The sequence below is a fragment of the Brevundimonas sp. EYE_349 genome, from assembly GCF_023147505.1.
Lineage (GTDB): Bacteria > Pseudomonadota > Alphaproteobacteria > Caulobacterales > Caulobacteraceae > Brevundimonas.
Map to the genome: position 1 here is coordinate 324604 of NZ_JAHXPB010000001.1, position 16622 is coordinate 341225.

Genomic DNA, 16622 nt, shown 5'->3' on the forward strand with positions numbered 1-16622 from the left:
ACCCCAATCCTTCGCACCCACACGGTCCGCAACCTTGGCGCCCCGACCGGGCGTCTCCCGTTCTGGCCGAATGACCCGTCCTGACGCGCCCCTGGATCCCCGGCTGCACGATCAGATGATCGAGGCGATCGCGCTGCGGCGCGACCGGGCGGCGTTCGCTTGCCTGTTCGAATATTTTGCGCCGCGCCTGAAGGCCTGGCTGATCAAGTCCGGGGCCACGCCGGGCGCGGCGGAGGATTTCGCCCAGGACGCCATGCTGACGGTTTGGCGCAAGGCCGATCTGTTCGATGGCCGCAAGGCGCGGGCGGCGACCTGGATCTTCACCATCGCTCGCAATCGCCGCCTGGACATCCTGCGTCGCGACGCCCGGCCGCTGCCGACGCCTGAGATCGAACTGGCGGGTGAAGACGTTCTGCGGCCGGACGAGCTGTTGTCCATGTCCCAGGATGCCGACCGGGTGCGTGACGCCCTGGCCCGTCTGAGCCCCGAACATGTCGAGGTGCTGCGCCTCGCCTTCTTTGTCGACAGTTCCCATTCCGAAATCGCGCGTCAGTTGGATCTGCCGCTGGGCACCGTGAAATCCCGCATTCGAAACGCCATGACCAAGCTTCGCCTGATACTCGCTCCGTCCGAAGAGGCCTCGCGATGAACGCGCGCCGCAATCCGTCCGAAGACCTGCTGCTGTCCTATGCGTCCGGGTCGTTGAGCGCGCCGGAAGCCGTGGTGGTCGCCGCCCATCTGGCCCTGCGCCCCGCCAATGACGCCTGGGTGCGAGAGTTGCAGGCGGTTGGCGGCGCATTCCTCGACGACGCCTCGCCCGTCGATTTGTCAGAGGATGCGCTGGCGCACGCCTTGGCGCGGATCGAGACGGATGCAGGCGCGGCGAAATCGCCTGCCCCGCTGAATGACATGCCCGAACTGCCAGAGCCGCTTCGCCGCTATGCGCTCGGCCCCTGGCGTTGGATCGGCCCGGGTATGCGGGTTCGCGATGTTCATGCGCCTCGCGATGGCGACTGCCGCGTCATTCTGTTGCGAATCGAGCCGGGTCGCGACACGCCGAAACATACGCACGGCGGGGTCGAACTGACCTGCGTCATCTCGGGCGCCTACGCCACCGAAACGCAACGGTTCGATGTCGGCGATCTGGAAGAGGCCAACGACGACGTGCTGCACCAGCCGCGCGTCGTCTCTGACGAGGCCTGTCTGTGCGTGGTCGCCCTGGATGGACAGATCAAGCTGGACGGCTGGATGGGCCGGTTGCTGCAGCCGTTCGTGCGCCTGTGATGGGCCTGGTCGGCCTCTGGGGCGTGGCTGCCCTGTTCATAGTCTTGGTCATGTGTGCCGCCTGGGTCGTGCAGCGCCGGACCGGACAAGGCGGATGGGCGGACGCCTTTTGGTCGTTGGGTCTGGGGGCGGCCGGCGTTGGCGTGGCCCTGTTTCCACTCGACGGCGCCGCTCCCTCCCCTCGTCAATGGCTGGCGGGTTTGCTGATCGGCGCCTGGGGTCTGCGTCTGGGGTTACACATCGCCAAACGCGCGGCGGCCGAAGGCGAGGACGCCCGTTACGCAAGGCTGCGCCAGGACTGGGGCCGGGGCTTCCAGGCGAAGATGTTCGGATTTTTGATGTTGCAGGCCGGCGCTGCGGCCTTTCTTTCGCTCAGCGTTCTGGTCGGCGGACGCAATCCGGCGCCGGGTCTCACGCTTCAGGACGTCTTGGCGGCGCTGATCTTTATCGGCGCCCTGCTCGGCGAGGGCGTGGCTGACCGGCAGTTGGCCGCGTTCAAGCGCGATCCCGCCAACAAGGGCAGGGTGTGCGATGTGGGCCTGTGGGCCTGGTCGCGGCACCCGAACTATTTCTTCGAATGGTTGGGCTGGTGCGCTTGGCCCATTTTCGCCATCGGCCTCAGCGGCGACTGGCTTTGGGGTTGGCTGGCGCTGACGGGCCCCGCTTACATGTATTGGCTGTTGACCAAGGTGTCGGGCGTGCCGTTGCTGGAGGCGCACATGAAGCGGTCGCGGCCGGACGCCTTCGCCGCTTACGTCGAGAAGACGCCTAGCGCCTTCTTCCCGCGTCCGCCACGCCGTTAGGATTGGGCGAGGCGCCGATATGGGTCTGCCCACGCTTTTGGGCGATCTCGATTTGGCGATGCCGTTCGGCGTAGCGGGCGCGTTGGCCCTCGTCGCGCGTGTCGTGACAGCGTGCGCAGCAGACGCCCTCGACGTAATGCACAGATGCGCGGCCAACCTCGTCCACCGGCAGACGGCAACCGCGGCACAGGGTATGCGCCCCCTGGATCAGGCCGTGACCGACAGAGACCCGCTCGTCGAAAACAAAACACTCTCCATGCCATAGGCTATCTTGTTCGCTCGTCGTCTCAAGATAACGCAGAATCCCGCCCTCCAGGTGGTGGACGTTCTTTATCCCTTCGGCCTTGAGGAAGGCGGTGGATTTCTCGCAGCGGATCCCGCCGGTGCAATACATGGCGACCCGCCGCGCGCCGGTCTGCGCCAGCAGGGCGCGGCCCTCGGTGCGGAACCAGTCGGGGAAATCGCGAAAGCTCTCTGTATTGGGCTTCACCGCGCCTTCGAAGGCGCCGATCTCGCTCTCGTAGGCATTGCGCGTGTCGATCACCAGGGTCTCAGGATCGGCAATCAAAGCATTCCAGTCCGCGGGCGAGACGTAGACGCCGGCGTCGCGCGCCGGGTCCAGGTCCGGCTGGCCCATGGTGACGATCTCCGTCTTGACCCGCACCTTCATCCGATGGAACGGCGAAATGTCCGTCCAGGCGTATTTTAGTTCCAGCCTGTCGAACCCCGGTAGGGCGTGGATGGCGTCCAGCACCGCCTCGACGCCGTTGATCGGCCCGGCGATGGTGCCGTTCAACCCCTCGTGGGCGACCAGCAACGTCCCCCTCACCTGCCCTGCGTCGCAGACAGCCTGCAGCCTTTCGCGAACCCTAGCGGGATCGGCGACCGGCGCGAACCGATACAGCGCCGCCACGCGGATGGCCTGTTCGGGCGAGGTGGGGATGTCGGTCATGTGCGGACCCCATACGCGCCGCGCCGGGAATGGCGCGCCCAGCAGGACTCGAACCTGCAACATCCCGCTTAGAAGGCGGGTGCTCTATCCGGTTGAGCTATGGGCGCTTTTGGCCGGACGCAGGCGTCAGTGCGTCCAGGATTGCTTGCGGTTGGTGGCGAAGTTGTCGGCATAGGCCTTGATAATCACCGGCGGATCGTTCGGCTCATGCAGACGGAAGGCGATGCCGTGACGCTCGGCGTATTCGACGGCCTCTTCCTTCGAATCGAAGTTCATGCGGACCTGGCCGTTCATGTCGCTGGAGCTGGTCCAGCCCATCAGCGGGTCGATGGTGCGCGCCGAGGCGGGTTCGAACTCTAGCCGCCAGTCGCGGCTCTTGGCCTTGCCTGACTGCATCGCGGTCTTGGCCGGGCGGTAGATGCGAGCGAGCATGGGCGGGTCCTCAGTGACGGCGAGCTTTCGCCCCTGCCATAACGCGCGCCGGATGCGGAATCCAGCGGCCTTCCGTTGGTCGGGGCGAGAGGATTCGAACCTCCGACCCTCTGGTCCCAAACCAGATGCGCTACCAGGCTGCGCTACACCCCGGACCGAACGGAGCGCCCTATTGGCACTTCGCGCGGCAAACCGCAATCAAGGCTTGAAATAAGGATGTAAAACTTTGTCGCCGGGCTGTGCGTTGATCTCGGCGGCGCGGCCGGCGCGGAGTTCCAGCACGCCGTTGGCCGCCCCGTTGGACGGTATCGGCGCCTCGGAAAACGGCGTGGCGTGCGAGGCGATGGAGACGATGCGCCCCTTGGGGTCGATATAGAGAATGTCCAGCGAACTGGGGGTGTTGCGCATCCAGAAGCTCTGCTCGCGCGGCGCCTCGCCGGGCCATTGGAACAGCATGCCGCGATCCGCCTCCAACGGCGGTCGGAACATCAGACCACGCTGACGCTCCGGTTCGTCATCGGCGATCTCAACCCAGAACTGGTGTTCGCCCGAGGTCGTGACGATGGCCAGACTTTGCAGCGGCTCGCCATTGGGGCCGGTCGGCGCCTTGGCCGCGCAGCCGGCGACGGCCAGAATCAGCAGCCCTGCCAGAATCAGTCGTCTGCTTGCGTCGATCATGCGCCTCTCCTGGGCGCCGGATATCAGTCGCCCGTTCTGATGTCCGCGACCACCAGCCCCTTGGGCCCATTGGCGAATCGCACCCGCACCGTATCGCCAGGGATCAGATCGTCCAGGCCGCAGCGACGCAGCGTCTCGATATGGACGAAGATATCGCCTGGCTCGCGATCACGCACGACGAATCCGTAGCCCTTGGTGCGATTGAACCATTTGACCAGCGCGGTCTCCAGTTCGTCGTCCGACAGTTCGACCGAGGCGGTTGGCGGTGGCGCGCGACGAACAGGCGGGGCCGAATCTCCATAGCCGAGATCGTGGATCGCCACCGTCTGCCACCCCTTTGGACGTTTGACGCAATCGCAGGTGATCGGCGCACCTTCTTCCGCGTCGCGGCCAAGGTCGCGAAGGCTGCTGATGTGCAGCAGCACGTCGCGCATTTCAGTCAGCGCCGGATCATTGGGAACGATGAAGCCATAGCCCTTTACGGCATCGAACCATTTCACCCGCCCGATGACGCGAACGGTCTGCGCCGTCTCCATCTCGTTGTAGTCAGACAACTTAAGACCCCCGTCCGCGCGTTTAGCGGACTCGGTCTATGTTTAACACCGTTCCGCGAAACTTTGAAAAGCGGAAAATGCACGCGATGGGCGAAGATTAACGTTATTGGTCAATAACGACTAACCACGAACGCGCACGGCGCGGTTCCGCGATGCGGAACATCAGCAATATTGGTCGGTGGAAATTGATCGTCGCCAGAGCCATTCGGCTAGACGATCGGCCTGCCCCGCGTGGCAGTCCCTAGGGGAGTCGAACCCCTCTTTTCAGGTTGAAAACCTGACGTCCTAACCGATAGACGAAGGGACCGCTGCGCGGGAGAGCCGGCGATATAGCCGCGCCCTCGAAACGGTGCAAGCGTGGATTTTCAGTTTTTTGGGCGCGTTCAGATCATCCGGGGATCGGACACATCCTCGATCTCGAACTGCACGCCCTTACGGCCATTCCAGTCGTCGGCCTTCAGCCGACCAACGACGCTCAGCCCCCCCTGCCCCGCCAGAAGCGCCTGGCCGGTCGGCAGATCGGCGCAGCGCCAGGCGATGGCCCGAACCGAGGCGCCATCCGGCCCGACCAGCCGGCACCGCACATGGCCGCCGTTCATCGCAATCGGCTCACGCGCCTGAACGCCGTTGAGCGCGAATGTAGGTTCGGGATTGGCGGGACCGAAGGGCGCCAGGCGCTCAAACGATTCGAACAAGTCGCGCGTCGCGGCGGACGGATCGATCAGGGCGTCGATCTCCAACACATCCTGAGCGACCGCCTCGACACGTTCCTGCGCCAGCCGGTCGTTTAAAAAGGCGTTCAGTTCCGCCAGACGCGCGCCGTCCATCGTCAGACCTGCCGCCATCGCGTGCCCGCCGCCGGCGATCAGGACGCCGTTTTCCCATGCCGCCTGGATCGCGCGCCCCAGGTTCATGCCAGGCTGGGACCGTCCTGAACCCTTGCCGATGCCGGTGATGGGATCGATGCCGATGACGATGACGGGCTTGCGCCAGCGTTCGCGCAATCGACCCGCGACGATGCCGACCACGCCGGGATGCCAGTCGTCGCCGGCCACCACGACCACGGCGCTGTCGTCGGCGTGAGCGCCCGTCGCCTCGACGCGACGCACGGCGGCCTCCGTCACCATCCGCTCCACCTCGCGCCGCGACACGTTCAGGGCGTCCAGTTCGATGGCCAGGGCCTCGGCTTCTCTGGGGTCGTCGGTCGACAGCAGGCGTGCGCCCAGGTCCGAACGACCGATCCGCCCGCCCGCATTGATTCGCGGTCCCAAAATGAAGCCCGCGTGATTGCTCTTGGCAGGCCCCGGTTCGGCCCCCGCGGCCGCCAGCAGGGCGCGCAGACCCGGATTGCGCCAGTCGCTCATCACCTTCAGCCCCAGGCCCGTCAGGGCGCGGTTGAAGCCGGTCAGGCCGGTGACGTCGCAGATCGCGCCCAGGGCGGCCAGGTCCAACCACTGTCGGATGTCGGGCTCGGACCTGTTTGCAAACAGGCCGCGCCTGCGCGCCTCGCGGTTCAGGGCGGCCAGAAGCACGAAGACCACGCCCGCCGCCGCCAGGTTGCCTTGGCCAGAGTTGCAGCCCGGCCGGTTGGGATTGACGACAGCCAAAGCCGTCGGCGGTTCGCTGCGCATCATGTGGTGGTCGATCACCACGACGTTCAAAGCGATGGTGGCGGCATGGGCCAAGGCTTCGTTCGCCGCCGCGCCGCAGTCTACGGTGATGACCAGATCTGCGCCCGACGCCTTCAGGGTGTCGAAGGCCTTGGCGCTGGGGCCGTAACCTTCGGTCAGGCGATCGGGAACATAGATGGGCAGTTCGTGGCCCATGGCCCGGAACCAGCGCACCAGAAGGGCGGCGCTGGAGGCGCCGTCGACGTCATAGTCGGCAAAGACATGGATGCTCGCCTGGGCCTGGAGCGCGTCCAGAATGGCTTCGGCCGCCGCGTCCATGTCCATGAAGCTGGACGGATCGGGAAACAGGGCCCGCAGGGTCGGCGTCAGAAAGTCCGCACCCTGATCCGCCCGCACGCCGCGCGACGCCAGGGCGCGGGCCAGAACTTCTTCCAGGCCCAGGGTCTGCATGTGGGCGCGCACGACCGCAGCGTCGGCCAGCCTCTGTCGCCAGGCGCGGCCGGACAGGGATCGGGACACGCCCAGAAAGGCGTTCAGTGTTTTTGCCGCGCTGTCGTCAGCCATAGGCGCATCATCGGCGGATTCTGCCGGCGCGGCGACCGCCAGTGTCGATTTCACCGCGCAGGGCGGCGGTCAAGCGGCGGCGGCGCCTTCGCCCTGTCGCGCAGGCTCTGGGCGAAGGCCTCGATCTCGGCCTGGGTGCGCGCGGCGTCGGGCGATACGGGAACGGTCGCGACCTTGGCGTTGATCTGGGCCGCTAAGGCCTCGGGATCGTTCAGTGTCCAATCGATTCGGGCGATCTCGCCGTTCAGGGCGGCGTTGTCGGCCTGAAGCCGTTGGGCGTTCGCTGCGACCTGACGCACGTCCGGCAGGCTGGTCGGCGCCGCCGGGAAGTCCTCCCAGCGCGGATAGTGGCGGTTGGCGTCGACCAGTTCCTGGACGCGCGGGGCTAGCGGCGAGGCGGCGTCGGTCTTGGCGGCCAGGCCGCCGGAGCAGGCGCCTAATGCCCCTGTGATCGCGACTGCGGCGATCAGGATCATCCTTTTTGAGAGCGGCGCGTTCATTTCCCGGTCGGTCTTATGCCATCATGGCCCCGCGCGGAAGGGCGGATGAACCAGCCCGCAGCGCAGGAAGCGCGAAGGACGATGATGGCCAAGCCTCCCCCGCCCCCAAAGGACACGACCGACAAGCCTGCGCGTAAAGCCGGCCGCCCCACCTCCGCCAAGCCGCGACCGCCGCGTCAGCCCAAGGAACAGCTGAAATCCTTGCCGGACGGGCCGCCGCCGGCCGATGAACCCCAGTCCGCCTTTGCCGGCGCCGAGCAGGCCGCGCTGATCGAGACGCTGTCGCTCAATCTGGCCAAGGCGGCGATGATGGCCCAAGGCGCCATGGCCGAGGCTGCTCTGAACCAGGCGGTCAAGAACCCAGACGGCGCGGCGACGCTGACGCCTGACCCTTTCAACGTCGGGCCCGCCATGACGTCGGTGATGACCAGCCTGGCCGCGCGCCCCGAGAAGCTGTTCCACGCCCAGGCCGACCTGTTCGGCCGCTACATGGACCTGTGGAGCACCACGGCGCGTCAGGCGGCGGGCGAGACGCCGGACCCCGCCCCGGCCGACAAGCGCTTCAAGGACCCCGCCTGGTCGGAAAACCCGATGTTCGACATGATGCGGCGGTCCTATCTGCTGACGTCGGACTGGATGAACGGCTTGGTGGCAGGGGTCGAGGACGTCGATCCGGCGGTAAAACGCCGCGCTCAATTCTTCACCCGCCTGCTGACTGACGCCTTCTCGCCGTCGAACTTCCTGGTCTCCAACCCGGTCGCGCTGAAGGCCCTGGCCGAGACCAGCGGCGAATCCCTGGTCCGGGGGATGCAGAATTTCGCCGCCGACCTGGAGCGCGGCGGCGGTTCGCTGCGCATCAGTCAGGCCGATTACGGAAAGTTCGTCGTTGGCGAGAATGTCGCCACGGCGCCGGGCCAGGTCGTCTGGCGCGACGAACTGTTCGAACTGATTCAGTACGCGCCGGACAGCGAGATGCAGCATGAGATCCCGCTGCTGATCTTCCCGCCGTGGATCAACAAATTCTACATCATGGACCTGCAGCAGGCCAACTCGCTGATCCGCTGGCTGTCGGCGCAGGGGTTCACCGTCTTCGTCTGTTCCTGGGTCAACCCGGATCGCGACAAGGCTGATTTCGGCTTTGACGACTATCTGGAGAAGGGCGTCTATCGCGCCGTCGAGAAGACGCTGGAGCAGGCGGGTGCGGATCGACTGAACGCCGTCGGCTATTGCATCGGCGGCACTCTGCTCGGCGCCGGTCTGGCGCATATGGCGGCCAAGGGCGACGCACGCGTCGCCGCCGCCACCTTCTTCGCCGCCCAGCACGATTTCGCCGAAGCTGGCGACCTGCTGCTGTTCACCGACGAACACTGGATCGCCGAGATCGAGCGTCAGATGGATGCGGCGGGTGGCGTACTGCCCGGTGCGGCGATGGCTGAGACGTTCAACGCCCTGCGGTCAAACGACCTGATCTGGTCCTTCTTCATCAGCAACTATCTGCTGGGCAAGGATCCGCCGGCGTTCGACCTGTTGTTTTGGAACGCCGATCAGACACGGATGCCCAAGGCGCTGCATCTAGAGTATCTGCGCCAAATGTACGGCGCCAACGCCCTGGCAGAAGGCGTGTTCGAGATCGGCGGCGTGACCGCCGACCTGTCGAAGGTGAAGATCCCGCTGTATTTCCAGGCCAGCCGCGAGGACCATATCGCGCCGATGAACTCGGTCTATCGCTCGGCGCGACTCTTCGGCGGGCGGGACGTGACCTTCACCCTGGCCGGATCGGGCCATATCGCCGGCGTCATCAACGCCCCGGCGGCGCGAAAATATCAGCATTGGATCAACCCCGCCCTGCCCGACACCCTGGCGGAGTGGCAGGCGGGCGCGACGGAGCATCCCGGCAGCTGGTGGGAGCACTGGGCGGCGTGGCTGCGCGAACGATCCGGCAAGCCGATCCCCGCTCGTGATCCGGCGAAAGGGCCGCTAAAGCCCATCGAGCCCGCGCCCGGCAGCTATGTGAAAGTGAAGTCTTGAACCGTATCGAACCGAACGCCCTTCTGGCCCTCAGCACGGGCGTGGCCCTGGCGCTTTTGCTCATGACCGCCAGCGTGTTCGGGGAGCCGGGCAATACGCTGAAATACGTCCTGTCGGCCGTAGTCTGCGCCGGCACCTTCGTGCTGTTGAACGGGCGGGTGGCGCGGATGATGAAGCGGCCGGCGGTCCAGCCGATGATCCACGGGGACGCCCCCGGCACGGCCGTCTGGTCGGGCCTTTTTCCGCTGATGGTCATCGCCATGGCCTGCGCGCCGGTCTTCTTCCCCGGTCATGACTACGGCCTGCTGGTCATCATCGCATCGGTCATCTTCGGCGCGACAGTGGACTCCGCCGTCCGAGCGCGTCGCCTCTAGGCGGCTGCGAACTTCAGCGCTACGCCATTGTTGCAGTAACGTAGGCCCGTCGGGCGCGGGCCGTCCGGGAAGACATGGCCCTGGTGGGCCAAACAGCGGGCGCAATGGTATTCGGTGCGTGGAACGCCGATGGCCAGATCGCGCTTCTTGCCGATATTGGCGGCGATCACGTCGTAGAAGCTGGGCCAGCCCGTGCGGGAATCGAACTTCCATTCCGATCGGAACAGCGCCAGATCGCATCCCCTGCACGAGAAGACGCCGCGTGCATGCTGGTCGTTCAAGGGGCTGGAATAGGGACGTTCGGTTCCGTCGTGCCGCATGACGCGCCAGGAGGCGTCGCCCAAGCGTCGTCGCCAATCCGCATCCGACACCCGACGATAGGACGAGGCGGCGTACTGACTTTCCCCGGCTTCGGACATCTCGGGCGAACAGGCGGAAAGAGCGAGCGCGCCGGCGCTCATCAGAAGGCCCCGGCGATGCAGGATCAGGGACTGGGTCATGTCCCTGATACGACGAAGGCCGCCGAATGGTTTCAGCGCCTCAGATCAGGCCTGTCGCCTCGTCCAGGCCCAGCATGATGTTCAGGTTCTGAACCGCCGCGCCCGAGGCGCCCTTGCCCAGATTGTCCAGCAGGGCGACCAGCCGCGCCTGTTCGCCATTGCGATCACCGAACACGTGCAGCCGCAAGCGGTTGGTGCCGTTCAGACCCTCGGGCTCGATACCGGCCATGGCCTCGGTCTCCTCCAGATCCGCGACCTCGACGAAACGCTGGCCGTCATAGGCCTCGACCAGGGCGCCGTGCAGCCGTTCGACCGAGGGCGTTTCGGGCAGCGCCGCCAGATGCAGCGGAACCTCGACCAACATGCCCTGGCGATAGGCGCCGACGGCGGGCGTGAACAGGACGTCGCGGCTCAGCCCCGCATGCCGGGTCATCTCGGGCACATGTTTGTGCTTCAGCGTCAGCCCATAGGCGCGATAGGCGGTCGCGGCGCCGGGCGCTTCGAACTCGGCGATCATGGCCTTGCCGCCACCGGAATAGCCCGACACCGCATTGACCGTGATCGGATAGTTGGCCGGAACCAGACCCGCCTTCACCAGCGGCCGCATCAAACCGATGAAACCCGTCGGATAGCATCCGGGATTCGACACGAACTGGGATCGCGCGATCAGCGCGCGCTGCCCCGCATCCATTTCTGGAAAGCCGTAGGCCCAGCCTGGCGCGACCCGATAGGCGGTCGAGGCGTCGATCACCTTCACGGACGGGTTCTCGACCATCGTCACGGCTTCCCTCGCCGCATCGTCGGGCAGGCACAGGATCACGGCGTCTGCACCGTTCAACGCCTCGCGCCGCGCCTCCACATCGCGACGACGCTCCCCCAGCAGGACCAGTTCCAGATCCGGGCGCGCTTCCAGCCGCTCGCAGATCTCAAGCCCCGTGGTGCCGGCCTCGCCGTCGATGAAGATGGTGTGGGTCATCTGTCTCTCCCGTCCCTTCTCCGCTTAAGGAGCAAAGGCGCAAGAAAAAGGGCGCTCCGGGTGTCCCCGAAGCGCCCAAAATCCGAACCGCGTGAACGCGATCAGCGCTTCGAGAACTGGAAGCTGCGGCGCGCCTTGGCGCGGCCGTACTTCTTGCGCTCGACGACGCGGCTGTCGCGGGTCAGGAAGCCGTGCGGCTTCAGAACCTTGCGGAGTTCCGGTTCGAAGTGCGTCAGGGCGTGCGACAGGCCGTGGCGGATGGCGCCGGCCTGGCCCGACAGGCCCGAACCCTCGACGGTGCAGATCACGTCATACTGGGTGGCGCGGTCGGCGACGTTCAGCGGCTGGGCCACCATCATCTGCAGAACCGGACGGGCGAAATAGGAGGCCACGTCCTTGCCGTTCACGGTGATCTTGCCGGCGCCGGGCTTCACCCACACGCGGGCGATGGCGTTCTTGCGCTTGCCGGTCGAATAGGCGCGGCCCTGCGCGTCCAGCTTCTGGACGTAGACGGGCGCGTCGTTCTCGGCCGAGGCCGACAGGCCCTTCAGGGCGTCAAAGCCGGTGGCGGTTTCGGTGTTGGTCACGTCGGTCATGCTCAGACGCTCCGGGTGTTCTTGGGCGACGCCGACTTGAAGTCGATCGTTTCCGGTTGCTGGGCTTCGTGGTCGTGCTGGCTGCCGGCGAACAGGCGCAGGTGCGTCATCTGCTTGCGGGCCAGGGGGCTTTCCTTGGGCAGCATGCGCTCGACGGCCTTCTCGAGCACGCGCTCGGGGAAGCGACCGCCCAGAACCTTTTCCGGGGTCGTCGACTTGACGCCGCCGGGGTGGCCCGTGTGGCGATAGTAGATCTTGTCGGTGTTCTTCTTGCCGGTGAACACCACCTTGTCGACGTTGGTGACCACGACGTAGTCGCCGCAATCGACGTGCGGGGTGTAGTCGCCGCGGTGCTTGCCGCGCAGACGGTTGGCGATGAAGGTCGCGAGGCGGCCCACGACGACGCCTTCGGCGTCGATGTGGATCCACTTCTTCTCGACCTCGGCCGGCTTCAACGAAGCCGTGGTGCTCTTCAGCATGAGGGGGTTCCTGGAGACGAAAATCGGGTCCGGCCCCCGAAGGAACCGAATGAAGGCGCGCTGATACCGGAGACGATCAGTCGCGTCAATGCGCAAGATCGGCGTCCGCATGATGTAAGTATCGGATTTTTATACATATTTGCAATGCGGTATCAAAATACCCGACTGCATAACCCGTATGGACGTTACAAAATAACAAATTCTGTCATCAAACCATGACGTTTTGCCGCCATCCGGGGCGCCAAGCCTTTCGGAGCATCCCATGCATCTTCATCGTCGCGGACTGATCGCCTCCAGCGCCGCCCTCGCCTTCTCGGGTCTAGCCCGAAGCGTCCAGGCGGCCGAGGAGACCTATCTGAACGAGGTCGAAGGTTATGGTCCGCTGACGCGCGATCCCAACGGCCTGCTGGATCTGCCGGACGGCTTTTCCTACCGAATCGTGTCCCAGGGCGGCGAGACCATGGCGGATGGTCTGCTGGTCCCCGGTCAATTCGACGGCATGGGCTGTTTCGGCCTGGGCGGGACGCGCGTCGCCCTGGTCCGCAACCATGAACTGAAAGGGTCGTCCGCCGCGCACCGCAACTGGGGACCGGGGGGCTATAATCAGCAGCGGATCGGCCTGCTGGATGCAACGTGCGCCTATGACACCTATAAGGACGGCCGCCCTCTGCCCGGCGGCACGACTACGGTGGTCTATGACCTGGCGACCGGCAAGACCGAGCGCCAGCACCTCAGCCTGGCGGGCACCAGCACCAACTGCTGTGGCGGGCCGACGCCCTGGGGTTCATGGCTGACCTGTGAAGAGACTCAGGAGACGCCTGCCGACGCCGACGTAAACAAGGCCCACGGCTATGTCTTCGAGGTGCCGTCGCGCGCCGAGGGGCTGGTGGATCCCATTCCCTTGACCGCCATGGGCCGGTTCGACCACGAGGCTGTGTGCGTCGATCCGCGCACCGGCATCGTCTATCTGACTGAGGATAAGCAGGACGGCCTGTTCTATCGCTTCATCCCCGAGAGGCCGAGAGAACTGGCCAGGGGCGGCCGGTTGCAGGCCATGGTCGTGCGCGCGCGGCAAGGGGCTGACACCTCCAACCACCAGGATCGGCTGTGGTCGGTCGGCGACTGGCTGGACGTGAACTGGATCGACATGGCCGAGGTCGACAGCCCCAAGGGCGACCTGCGCCAGCGGGGTCACACAGACGGCGCCGCCCTGGTCGCCCGGGGCGAAGGCGTCTGGTGGGGCGACGGCGAGCTTTATCTGACCGCCACCTCGGGTGGGCCGATCCAGCGGGGGCAGATACTGCGCTACGTCCCCTCGCCCGACGAAGGCCGTGCGGGCGAGGCGCGTCGACCGGGCCGGCTTCAGTTGTTCGTCGAAAGCACGAATGAGAAGACGCTCAACATGGGCGACAACATCACCGTCGCCCCTTGGGGCCATCTGATCGTATGCGAGGACAACTATTCCAGCGACATCAGGAACCACCTGAAAGGCGTGACGCCGGACGGCAAGATCTACACCCTGGGCCGCAATGTGTTTCAGGGAAACTCGGAGTTCGCAGGCGCGGTCTTCTCGCCGGACGGATCGACCCTGTTCGTCAACATCCAGTATCCCGGCATGACCCTGGCGATCACCGGCCCATGGCGCGCGGCCCGGACATGAAGATGCGGGGCTGGGCGCGCAGCACCAGCCACAGGTTCGCCGTCGCCAAGGCCAGGACGACGGCGGCCCCGCCCTGGTGCAGCACCCCCAGCCACACCGGCACGGCGTTGATCAGGGTGACTACGCCCAGCAGGGCCTGGGCCCAGATCGCGCCGGCCAAGGCGAAGGCGCCGAACCCCATGCCTTCGGCCACGCGCCAACGCCAGGCCTGGAAGGCGTAGACGGTGACGGCGATCAGCAGTCCATAGGCGACCATTCGGTGGTTGAACTGGGTCAGGGCCTGATCGTGCAGCAGGGCGCCCGCCCCCAGGCTCCAGTCAGCCGGCGGCAGGACCTGGCCGTTCATCAGGGGCCAGTCGGTATAGACCAGCCCGGCATGACCCCCGGCGACCAGGGCGCCCAACAGGCACTGCAGGAAGACCAGCCCCAGCAGCAGACCCGCGCCCCGCGCCCAGCCGGCAGGCGGACGACCGTGATCCTGGCCGCTCCAGGCCTCCAGCCCGGTCCAGATCAAGGCGGCGAACAGAACGAAGGCCAGGCCCAAGTGAGTCGCTAACCGCTCGGGCGCGACACTCACGCGCTCGGACAGGCCGCTGGACACCATCCACCAGCCGATCAGCCCCTGAAGCCCGCCCAGCGCCAGCAGAACCACACAGCGCCAGATCAGCCGATCCGGCATAGCCCATTGACGAAACACCGAGCGCGGCGGCGCGGCGCGGCACAGCAGGAAGAAGACCAGCGGCAGGGCGAACACCGCCCCGACCAGCCGCCCGATCAGCCGGTGCAGCCATTCCCACCAGAAGATGCCCCGGAACTCCCCCAGGCTCATGCCGGCGTTGATCTGGGCGTATTGGGGAATCTGTTTGTACTTCTCGAACGCCTCGTTCCACTGGGCGTCGTTCAGAGGCGGGATGGCGCCCATGATGGGCTTCCACTCGGTGATCGACAGGCCCGAACCCGTCAGGCGCGTAATGCCGCCGATGACGACCATCAGGAACACGATGACCGCCGTGGCGAACAGCCACGCGGCCACGGCGCGATTGCGATCTGGATTTCCGAAACGGTTCATTCGACGCCCGACGCTGACCCGGATATGCTGTCGCGCTCGACCATGACCAAATCGCGACCGTGGCGGTATGCCCCGGTCTCGACGCAAGATCGAGTCGGATTGAGTTAACGGCGCTGACGCCGCAGGAGATCAGGGTTGCAGTACGCCGATATCGCCGCCGCCATCGCAGGTGGATTGCTTCTGGCCTGGATCGCGGACCTGCTGACCGGGCGTCGCGGATTCGGCGGGACGTCGCTGGTGTCCGGGGTCGGCCTGGTCTGCGGCTGGTTCCTGGCGGTGCGGGTGTTTGCGATCGGCACGATGGACAGCTGGGTTTGGGTGCCCTGGGCCCTGGTCGGATCTGGGGTCTGCCTGGTCGCCTTCTTCCTATTCAGGAACAAGCGCTGATGCCGCCCCGCGCGCGTCGATTCGTCGCCGCGATCGGCGTGCTGGCCTTTCTGGTCTTCTGGGTCTGGAGCCTGATCGCCCTGCGCGGCCTGTTCCCGGCCTCGGCCTGGATCGACTTCATCTTCTTCGGCGTGGGCGGCACGGCCTGGGGCCTGCCGTTGATCCCATTGCTGAAGTGGGCCGAACGCGGCTGAGGCCGGATATGGCGATGGGGCCGCCCGCAAGGACGACCCCACCATCAACATTCTATTTTTCAAGAATGGTCGGAGCGACAGGATTCGAACCTGCGACCCCTTGACCCCCAGTCAAGTGCGCTACCAGGCTGCGCCACGCTCCGAAGGCGCTCCCTATAGACGGGGGAATCCGGGATCGCAAACGCTAAAACGACTTATCCACCTACCGCGCGAGAATGGCGTCCAGCCGGGCCTTGGCCTGTTCCAGATCGGCTAGAAGCCGCTGCAAACCGGAGGTTTCAAGTCGCGCCGCATCGGGGGTCGGCGTCTGTTCGCGCGGCCCGTCCTCGATCAGATCGGCGGCGTCGGCGCCCACCAGCTTTTTCAGCCCCTGCTCCTTGTGCAGACGCTGGACGCCGCGAATGGTCAGACCGTCGTCATGCAGCAGCCGCTTGACCGTCTTGAGCACCAGAACGTCCTGCGGTCGATAGAATCGACGCCCGCCGGCGCGTTTGACCGGCGTTACGAACTCGAACTTGGTTTCCCAGAATCGAAGCACATGCTGCGGCGCCCCGACCTCTTCGGCCGCTTCGGAAATGCTGCGAAAGGCGCCGGGGCTCTTGGCCACCAGCGTCAGGCCTCGACAACGGCGTCGTGAACCCGGCTTTTCATGATCTGGGAGGCGCGGAAGCTGATGACGCGGCGCGGATTGATGGCCGCCGGCTCGCCCGTCTTGGGGTTGCGACCCATGCGGGCGCGCTTCTCGCGAACCTGAAAGACGCCGAACCCCGACAGTTTCACCGTCTCGCCGCGTTCCAGCGATTCGACGATCAGCTCCAGCGTTCGTTCGACTAGTGCCGAACATTCCTGACGCGACAGACCGACCTCGTCGTGGACGGCCTCGCACAGATCCGCGCGGGTCACAGTCTGTTGGCTGGCCATCATATCCCCCGCTCGCGCGATCAACTCGTTGTCATAGGGA

21 protein-coding genes and 4 tRNA genes are annotated in these 16622 nt (G+C 65.9%); 8 read left to right on the top strand and 17 right to left on the bottom strand.

Translation table 11 applies throughout. The features are described from left to right. The first annotated feature begins 70 nt into the window (after positions 1 to 70). From KZX42_RS01700 to KZX42_RS01710, 3 genes are read left to right on the top strand one after another with little or no spacing between them, the layout of a single operon-like run. A complete protein-coding gene (locus KZX42_RS01700; protein ID WP_248116486.1) occupies positions 71 to 649 on the top strand; it encodes a sigma-70 family RNA polymerase sigma factor in 579 nt (192 codons plus the stop codon). After that, positions 646 to 1284 carry a ChrR family anti-sigma-E factor gene (locus KZX42_RS01705; protein WP_248116488.1) on the top strand — a complete coding sequence of 213 codons (639 nt, stop codon included), beginning with the start codon at positions 646 to 648 and terminating at the stop codon, positions 1282 to 1284. Before KZX42_RS01700 ends, KZX42_RS01705 begins: the two co-directional genes overlap by 4 nt. Positions 1285 to 1334: 50 nt before the next feature. Continuing rightward, positions 1335 to 2087 carry a DUF1295 domain-containing protein gene (locus KZX42_RS01710; protein WP_248116490.1) on the top strand — a complete coding sequence of 251 codons (753 nt, stop codon included), beginning with the start codon at positions 1335 to 1337 and terminating at the stop codon, positions 2085 to 2087. Here the strand turns inward: KZX42_RS01710 and KZX42_RS01715 are convergent. The 9 genes from KZX42_RS01715 to KZX42_RS01755 form a co-directional block, all read right to left on the bottom strand. Continuing rightward, complete coding sequence (locus KZX42_RS01715; protein ID WP_248116491.1) at positions 2053 to 3039, bottom strand: rhodanese-related sulfurtransferase; 987 nt, start codon at positions 3037 to 3039, stop codon at positions 2053 to 2055. The two genes, KZX42_RS01710 and KZX42_RS01715, sit on opposite strands and share 35 nt — an antisense overlap. A 30-nt stretch (positions 3040 to 3069) precedes the next feature. Further along, positions 3070 to 3146, bottom strand: a tRNA-Arg gene (locus tag KZX42_RS01720). Positions 3147 to 3165: 19 nt separating this feature from the next. Beyond that, the gene (locus tag KZX42_RS01725) at positions 3166 to 3471 is read right to left on the bottom strand and encodes an ETC complex I subunit (protein WP_248116493.1); all 306 of its coding nucleotides are present in this window, start codon (positions 3469 to 3471) and stop codon (positions 3166 to 3168) included. Positions 3472 to 3547: 76 nt separating this feature from the next. Continuing rightward, a tRNA-Pro gene (locus KZX42_RS01730) sits at positions 3548 to 3624 on the bottom strand. Positions 3625 to 3669: 45 nt separating this feature from the next. Beyond that, positions 3670 to 4149: a DUF192 domain-containing protein gene (locus tag KZX42_RS01735; RefSeq protein ID WP_248116495.1), complete on the bottom strand. Its 480-nt coding sequence runs from the start codon at positions 4147 to 4149 to the stop codon at positions 3670 to 3672. Positions 4150 to 4172: 23 nt separating this feature from the next. Beyond that, positions 4173 to 4685 carry a cold-shock protein gene (locus tag KZX42_RS01740; protein ID WP_248117254.1) on the bottom strand — a complete coding sequence of 171 codons (513 nt, stop codon included), beginning with the start codon at positions 4683 to 4685 and terminating at the stop codon, positions 4173 to 4175. 250 nt (positions 4686 to 4935) lie between these two features. Further along, positions 4936 to 5010: transfer RNA gene (locus tag KZX42_RS01745), tRNA-Glu, on the bottom strand. Between the two features lie 76 nt (positions 5011 to 5086). Continuing rightward, positions 5087 to 6898 (bottom strand): single-stranded-DNA-specific exonuclease RecJ, encoded by a 1812-nt coding sequence (gene recJ, locus KZX42_RS01750; RefSeq protein WP_248116497.1) that lies wholly within the window; start codon positions 6896 to 6898, stop codon positions 5087 to 5089. A gap of 50 nt (positions 6899 to 6948) precedes the next feature. Next, a complete protein-coding gene (locus KZX42_RS01755) occupies positions 6949 to 7398 on the bottom strand; it encodes a hypothetical protein (protein ID WP_248116499.1) in 450 nt (149 codons plus the stop codon). Between the two features lie 84 nt (positions 7399 to 7482). Between KZX42_RS01755 and phaC the strand changes: the two genes are divergently transcribed. Then, positions 7483 to 9426 carry a class I poly(R)-hydroxyalkanoic acid synthase gene (phaC, locus tag KZX42_RS01760; protein ID WP_248116501.1) on the top strand — a complete coding sequence of 648 codons (1944 nt, stop codon included), beginning with the start codon at positions 7483 to 7485 and terminating at the stop codon, positions 9424 to 9426. Next, on the top strand, positions 9423 to 9800 hold the full coding sequence (locus KZX42_RS01765) for a hypothetical protein (protein ID WP_248116503.1): 378 nt from the start codon (positions 9423 to 9425) through the stop codon (positions 9798 to 9800). Before phaC ends, KZX42_RS01765 begins: the two co-directional genes overlap by 4 nt. Here the strand turns inward: KZX42_RS01765 and msrB are convergent. The 4 genes from msrB to rplM all read right to left on the bottom strand — a co-directional run bounded on the left by msrB (position 9797) and on the right by rplM (position 12351). Continuing rightward, entirely contained in the window at positions 9797 to 10300 is a 504-nt protein-coding gene (gene msrB, locus KZX42_RS01770) for a peptide-methionine (R)-S-oxide reductase MsrB (RefSeq protein ID WP_248116505.1), read from the bottom strand. The two genes, KZX42_RS01765 and msrB, sit on opposite strands and share 4 nt — an antisense overlap. Positions 10301 to 10340: 40 nt before the next feature. Then, positions 10341 to 11276, bottom strand: a complete 936-nt coding sequence (gene argC / locus KZX42_RS01775) for an N-acetyl-gamma-glutamyl-phosphate reductase (RefSeq protein ID WP_248116507.1) — start codon at positions 11274 to 11276, stop codon at positions 10341 to 10343. Positions 11277 to 11377: 101 nt separating this feature from the next. Beyond that, positions 11378 to 11872 carry a 30S ribosomal protein S9 gene (rpsI, locus tag KZX42_RS01780; protein WP_248116509.1) on the bottom strand — a complete coding sequence of 165 codons (495 nt, stop codon included), beginning with the start codon at positions 11870 to 11872 and terminating at the stop codon, positions 11378 to 11380. Positions 11873 to 11874: 2 nt separating this feature from the next. Next, positions 11875 to 12351, bottom strand: a complete 477-nt coding sequence (rplM, locus tag KZX42_RS01785) for a 50S ribosomal protein L13 (RefSeq protein WP_054765955.1) — start codon at positions 12349 to 12351, stop codon at positions 11875 to 11877. A 262-nt stretch (positions 12352 to 12613) separates the two neighbouring features. On the opposite strand from rplM, the gene KZX42_RS01790 reads away from it, so the two are divergent. After that, positions 12614 to 14011 (top strand): alkaline phosphatase PhoX, encoded by a 1398-nt coding sequence (locus tag KZX42_RS01790; RefSeq protein ID WP_248116511.1) that lies wholly within the window; start codon positions 12614 to 12616, stop codon positions 14009 to 14011. Here the strand turns inward: KZX42_RS01790 and KZX42_RS01795 are convergent. Beyond that, entirely contained in the window at positions 13980 to 15080 is a 1101-nt protein-coding gene (locus KZX42_RS01795) for a COX15/CtaA family protein (protein ID WP_248116513.1), read from the bottom strand. The two genes, KZX42_RS01790 and KZX42_RS01795, sit on opposite strands and share 32 nt — an antisense overlap. A gap of 135 nt (positions 15081 to 15215) precedes the next feature. Between KZX42_RS01795 and KZX42_RS01800 the strand changes: the two genes are divergently transcribed. Both KZX42_RS01800 and KZX42_RS01805 read left to right on the top strand, forming a co-directional pair. Then, positions 15216 to 15467 (top strand): transglycosylase, encoded by a 252-nt coding sequence (locus KZX42_RS01800; protein ID WP_248116515.1) that lies wholly within the window; start codon positions 15216 to 15218, stop codon positions 15465 to 15467. Further along, the gene (locus KZX42_RS01805) at positions 15467 to 15661 is read left to right on the top strand and encodes a DUF2842 domain-containing protein (RefSeq protein WP_248116517.1); all 195 of its coding nucleotides are present in this window, start codon (positions 15467 to 15469) and stop codon (positions 15659 to 15661) included. The genes KZX42_RS01800 and KZX42_RS01805 overlap by 1 nt, the downstream gene beginning before the upstream one ends. Positions 15662 to 15727: 66 nt before the next feature. On the opposite strand, the gene KZX42_RS01810 is transcribed toward KZX42_RS01805, so the two are convergent. From KZX42_RS01810 to KZX42_RS01820, 3 genes are all read right to left on the bottom strand, one after another. Then, a tRNA-Pro gene (locus tag KZX42_RS01810) sits at positions 15728 to 15804 on the bottom strand. 59 nt (positions 15805 to 15863) lie between these two features. Then, a complete protein-coding gene (locus KZX42_RS01815) occupies positions 15864 to 16268 on the bottom strand; it encodes a MerR family transcriptional regulator (RefSeq protein WP_248116519.1) in 405 nt (134 codons plus the stop codon). 5 nt (positions 16269 to 16273) lie between these two features. Further along, the gene (locus KZX42_RS01820) at positions 16274 to 16582 is read right to left on the bottom strand and encodes an integration host factor subunit alpha (RefSeq protein ID WP_248116521.1); all 309 of its coding nucleotides are present in this window, start codon (positions 16580 to 16582) and stop codon (positions 16274 to 16276) included. Positions 16583 to 16622 lie beyond the last annotated feature (40 nt).